The 4669-nt window shown below is 68.9% G+C and carries 3 protein-coding genes; all 3 read right to left on the bottom strand.

The annotated features are described in order from the left end of the window. Positions 1-216: 216 nt before the first annotated feature. Positions 217-1224 (bottom strand): methylmalonyl Co-A mutase-associated GTPase MeaB, encoded by a 1008-nt coding sequence (gene meaB, locus GX543_RS13075; protein WP_290852426.1) that lies wholly within the window; start codon positions 1222-1224, stop codon positions 217-219. Then, positions 1221-3467, bottom strand: a complete 2247-nt coding sequence (gene scpA / locus GX543_RS13070) for a methylmalonyl-CoA mutase (protein WP_290852424.1) — start codon at positions 3465-3467, stop codon at positions 1221-1223. The genes meaB and scpA overlap by 4 nt, the downstream gene beginning before the upstream one ends. Next, a partial coding sequence (locus tag GX543_RS13065) for a methylmalonyl-CoA mutase family protein (protein ID WP_290852422.1) occupies positions 3464-4669 on the bottom strand: 1206 nt, incomplete at its 5' end. The genes GX543_RS13065 and scpA, both read right to left, overlap by 4 nt.

Here is a 4669-nt window from a genome sequence, read left to right as displayed (position 1 = left end):
TTCACCCAGTCCGACCGCGGTGACCTGTTCTCCGCCGCCGCGAACACGCTGCTGCTGGTGCTGGTGAGCGTGGCGATCCTGGGTCTGCTGAGCCGGATCCGTTCGCGCGCGCAAGTACGCTGACCGTCGCCCGTCCGAGACTCCGAAACCCCCGTCCCGAATGTCGAGGCGGGGGTTTCGGCGTGCTCAACTCCGGCGCGATCAGAACCGGCAAAATCAGAATCCGGCGACGTCGACGATCTGTTCTGCCGCGAGGGCGGGGGTCAGAGACCCGCCGAGCACCTCGGCCTCCACCCGCCGGCGGACCGCACGCACGTCGGGGTCCTCCTCCAGCTTGTTCAGCATGGTCTCGCGGACCATGGTCCACATCCAGTCGACCTGCTGCTGAGCACGCCGAGTCTCGAAGAGTCCCGCCGCGGTGAGCGTCTCGCGGTGCTTGAGGATCGCCTCCCAGTACCCGTCGACGCCGGTGTTCTCGATGGCGCTCATCGTCAGGACCGGCGGGTGCCAGAGCGCGTCGTGCGGGTAGATCAGGCCGAGCGCGTTGCGCAGCTCGCGGGCCGCGCCACGCGCCTCGTTCACGTGCTTGCCGTCGGCCTTGTTGACCACGACGATCTCGGCGAGCTCCAGGACGCCCTTCTTGATGCCCTGCAGCGAGTCACCCGTACGAGCGAGCGTCAGGAAGGTGAAGACGTCGACCATGTTCGCGACGCTCACCTCCGACTGGCCGACGCCGACGGTCTCCACCAACACCACGTCGTAGCCTGCGGCCTCCACCAGCACGATGGTCTCGCGGGTGGCCTTGGTGACGCCGCCGAGCGTGCCCGAGCTGGGCGACGGTCGGACGTACGCCTGCGGCGCCGCCGACAGCTGTCCCATTCGCGTCTTGTCGCCGAGGATCGAGCCCCGAGTCCTGGTCGACGACGGATCGACCGCCAGGACCGCGACGCGATGCCCCTGCTCGATGAGGTGCATCCCGAGGGCTTCGATGGTGGTCGACTTGCCGACCCCGGGGACGCCGGTGATGCCGACGCGGAACGACTTGCCCGCGTGCGGCGTCAGGTTCAGCAGCAGCTGCTGAGCTGCCGCCCGGTGGTCCGGGCGCAGCGATTCCACCAGGGTGATCGCCTTCGCGAGTTGAGCCCGATCACCGGAGAGGACGCCCTCGGTCAACGCATCGACGTCGACCGGGCGCCTCTGCGGGCGGGCGGCGTCGCCGCTCACTCGCCTGCTGCGGCCAGTTCCAGGCCCAGCTGATCTGCCAGCTTGCGAATCAGATCCACGGCGCTGTCCGCGATCACGGTTCCCGGCGGGAAGATCGCGGCGGCCCCGGCCTCGTACAGCTCGTCGAAGTCACCCGGCGGAATGACGCCGCCGACGACGATCATGATGTCGTCGCGGCCGACGTCGGCCAGTGCCTTCTTGAGTGCCGGGACCAGGGTGAGGTGACCGGCCGCGAGCGACGAGACGCCGACGACGTGCACGTCGTTGTCCGCCGCCTGGGTGGCCACCTCTTCGGGGGTCGCGAACAGCGGGCCCACGTCGACGTCGAAGCCGAGGTCGGCGAACGCGGTGGCGATCACCTTCTGGCCGCGGTCGTGACCGTCCTGGCCCATCTTGGCGACGAGCACGCGGGGACGACGGCCCTCGGCGTCGGCGAACGCGTCGACCACTGCCATGGCGTCATCGATGTTGCTCACGGAATCACCTGCTTCGTTGCGGTACACGCCGCTGATGGTGCGGATCTCAGCCTGGTGACGACCGTAGACCTTCTCCATCGCGTCGGAGATCTCACCGCCCGTCGCACCGTGGCGTGCGGCGTTGATCGCCAGCGCCATCAGGTTGTTGTCGAGGTTGCTGCCGCCGGGCTCGGCGGCGGCACGGGTGAGATCGGCCAGCGCGGCGTCGACCGCCGACTGGTCACGCTCGGCACGCAGCTTCTCGAGCTTGGCGAGCTGTTCGGCACGCACCTTGGAGTTCTCGACCTTGAGGACCTCGATCTCCTCGTCCTCCGCCACCCGGTACTTGTTGACGCCGATCAGCGGTTGCTGACCCGAGTCGATGCGTGCCTGGGTGCGGGCGGCCGCCTCTTCGATGCGGAGCTTCGGCAGACCCTCGTTGATGGCCTGCGTCATGCCGCCTGCCTCTTCGACCTCGGCGATGTGCGCCCGGGCCTTCTCGGCAAGCTCGTGGGTGAGCCACTCGACGTAGTTGGATCCGGCCCACGGGTCGATGGGACGCGTGGTGCCCGACTCCTGTTGCAGCAGCAACTGGGTGTTGCGAGCGATGCGAGCCGAGAAGTCCGTCGGCAGCGCGATCGCCTCATCGAGGGCGTTGGTGTGCAGCGACTGCGTGTGGCCCTGGGTGGCGGCCATCGCCTCGACGCAGGTGCGCGCGACGTTGTTGAAGACGTCCTGCGCGGTCAGCGACCAGCCCGAGGTCTGCGAGTGGGTGCGCAGCGAGAGGCTCTTGCTGTTCTTGGGCTCGAACTTCGCGACCAGCTCACTCCAGAGGAGACGCGCGGCGCGGAGTTTGGCGACCTCCATGAAGAAGTTCATGCCGATGCCCCAGAAGAACGACAGGCGCGGTGCGAACTGATCGATGTCCAGGCCCGCTTCGAGGCCGGCACGGATGTACTCGACGCCGTCGGCGAGGGTGTACGCGAGCTCCAGGTCGGCCGTCGCTCCGGCCTCCTGGATGTGGTAGCCCGAGATGGAGATCGAGTTGAACTTCGGCATCTTCTGACTGGTGTAGGCGAAGATGTCCGAGATGATCCGCATCGACGGGGCCGGCGGATAGATGTAGGTGTTGCGGACCATGAACTCTTTCAGAATGTCGTTCTGAATGGTTCCGGCCAGCTTCTCCGGCGGCACGCCCTGCTCTTCGGCGGCCACCACGTACAGCGCGAGAATCGGCAGCACGGCACCGTTCATCGTCATCGACACCGACACGTTGCCGAGGTCGATGCCGTCGAACAGTTGACGCATATCGAGGATCGAGTCGATCGCCACGCCGGCCATGCCGACGTCGCCTGCGACGCGCGGATGATCGGAGTCGTAGCCGCGGTGGGTCGCGAGGTCGAAGGCCACCGACAAGCCCTTCTGGCCGGCCGCGAGGTTACGGCGGTAGAAGGCATTCGACTCGGCGGCGGTCGAGAAGCCCGCGTACTGGCGGATGGTCCACGGCTGGTTGACGTACATCGTCGGGTACGGGCCGCGGATGAACGGAGCGGCGCCGGGGATCGAGTCCAGCGGGTAGCCCTCGCCGGCGGCGACCTCGTCGCGGTCGGCTCTGGTGAACACCGGCTGCACATCGATCTGCTCGGGGGTGTTCCAGGTGACCTGCTCGGTCGAGTACCCGTTGGCCGAGGCCAGGGCCTCGGTCTGGTCGGCGCCGGAACCGGCCGGAGCCGCGACGGTGTCGCCGGTCAGTTCGACGTCGGCGAAGTTCGGAAAGGTGTCACTCATGCGGATGCACTCCCGCCATCGGTCAGTTGATCGAGAAGTTCGGTGAGGGTCGCCACGGCGTCGATTCCGACACGGAGCGAACCGTCCACGGGGTCGGCGCCTTCCGGCCATTCGCGGCTCGGACCGGCCAGCAGCACGCTGGTCACGCCCGCCGCGCGGGCGGCGGCGAGAGCCGCGGGTCCGTCGCTCGCGTAGCGCTTGGCGGTACCGCAGATCACGGCGACCGTCGACGGGTTGTCGGAGACGAGCGCGGCGATGCCGTCCGCGTCCACCGGTCCCGGGTTGACCGCGGCGATGCCGCCCGCGGCCAGCAGGTTGGCGACGAAAGTGGTGCGTCCGTTGTGCTCGGCGACAGAACCGAGCGGCAGCATCAGGACCGCCGGACGGGCGCCTCCGGCGGCGGCCGCGTCAGCACGGTCGCGCAGTGCCTCGAACTGGCGTCCCACGCGTGCCAGTTTGGGGGTGGCCGTGCTGAGGTCGACCGAGGTCGCAGTGCCTGCCGGACGTGCGGTCTCGTCGAGGTTCGGGAACTCGCTGACACCGGTGAGCGGTGCGCGGCGATGCGCCACCGCGACGTCGCGCGCGGCCAGGGATTCGGCGATCTGCTCGCCGACCCAGCCGTCGGCCACGGCGGACTCGAAGCCGCCGCGGCGCTCGATCTCGGTGAAGACCTCCCACGCCGCGGCGGCGAGGTCGGCGGTCAGCGATTCGACGAACCACGAGCCGCCTGCGGGGTCGAGCACCCGACCGAGATTCGACTCCTCGAGCAGCAGCAGCTGGGTGTTGCGTGCCATGCGGAGCGAGAACGACGGGTTCGACGACCGCTGGTCCGCGGGCAGTGCGGCGTCGTAGTTCAGGACGGTCACCTGGTCGGCGCCGCCGAGGCCCGCGCCGAACGCGGCCACGGTGGAGCGCAGCATGTTGACCCACGGGTCACGCTGGGTGAGCATCGCCAGATCGGTCACCGCATGGGTCACCGCGGCGCCCGCGTCCGCCTCGCCGAGCACATCGGCCACACGCGACCAGACGGTGCGCAGCGCGCGCAGCTTGGCGATGCCGGCGAACTGATCGTCGTCGATCGAGACGGCGAAGGTGATCTGCCCGAGCGCCTGCGCCCGCGACATGCCCGCGGCGACCAGATCGCGGACGTGTGCGAGGGCCGCGGCGACCACGAGGCCGAGTTCCTGCGGGTTGTTCGCGCC

The organism is Gordonia sp. (in: high G+C Gram-positive bacteria) (assembly GCF_012515855.1).
In the GTDB taxonomy this organism is placed as follows: domain Bacteria; phylum Actinomycetota; class Actinomycetes; order Mycobacteriales; family Mycobacteriaceae; genus Gordonia.
This window is presented reverse-complemented; position numbering and strand designations above follow the sequence as displayed.

Bases quoted from the DNA above. Each gene is read 5' to 3' on its own strand.
- scpA (WP_290852424.1), bottom strand. From the start codon at position 3,467: ATGAGTGACACCTTTCCGAACTTCGCCGACGTCGAACTGACCGGCGAC.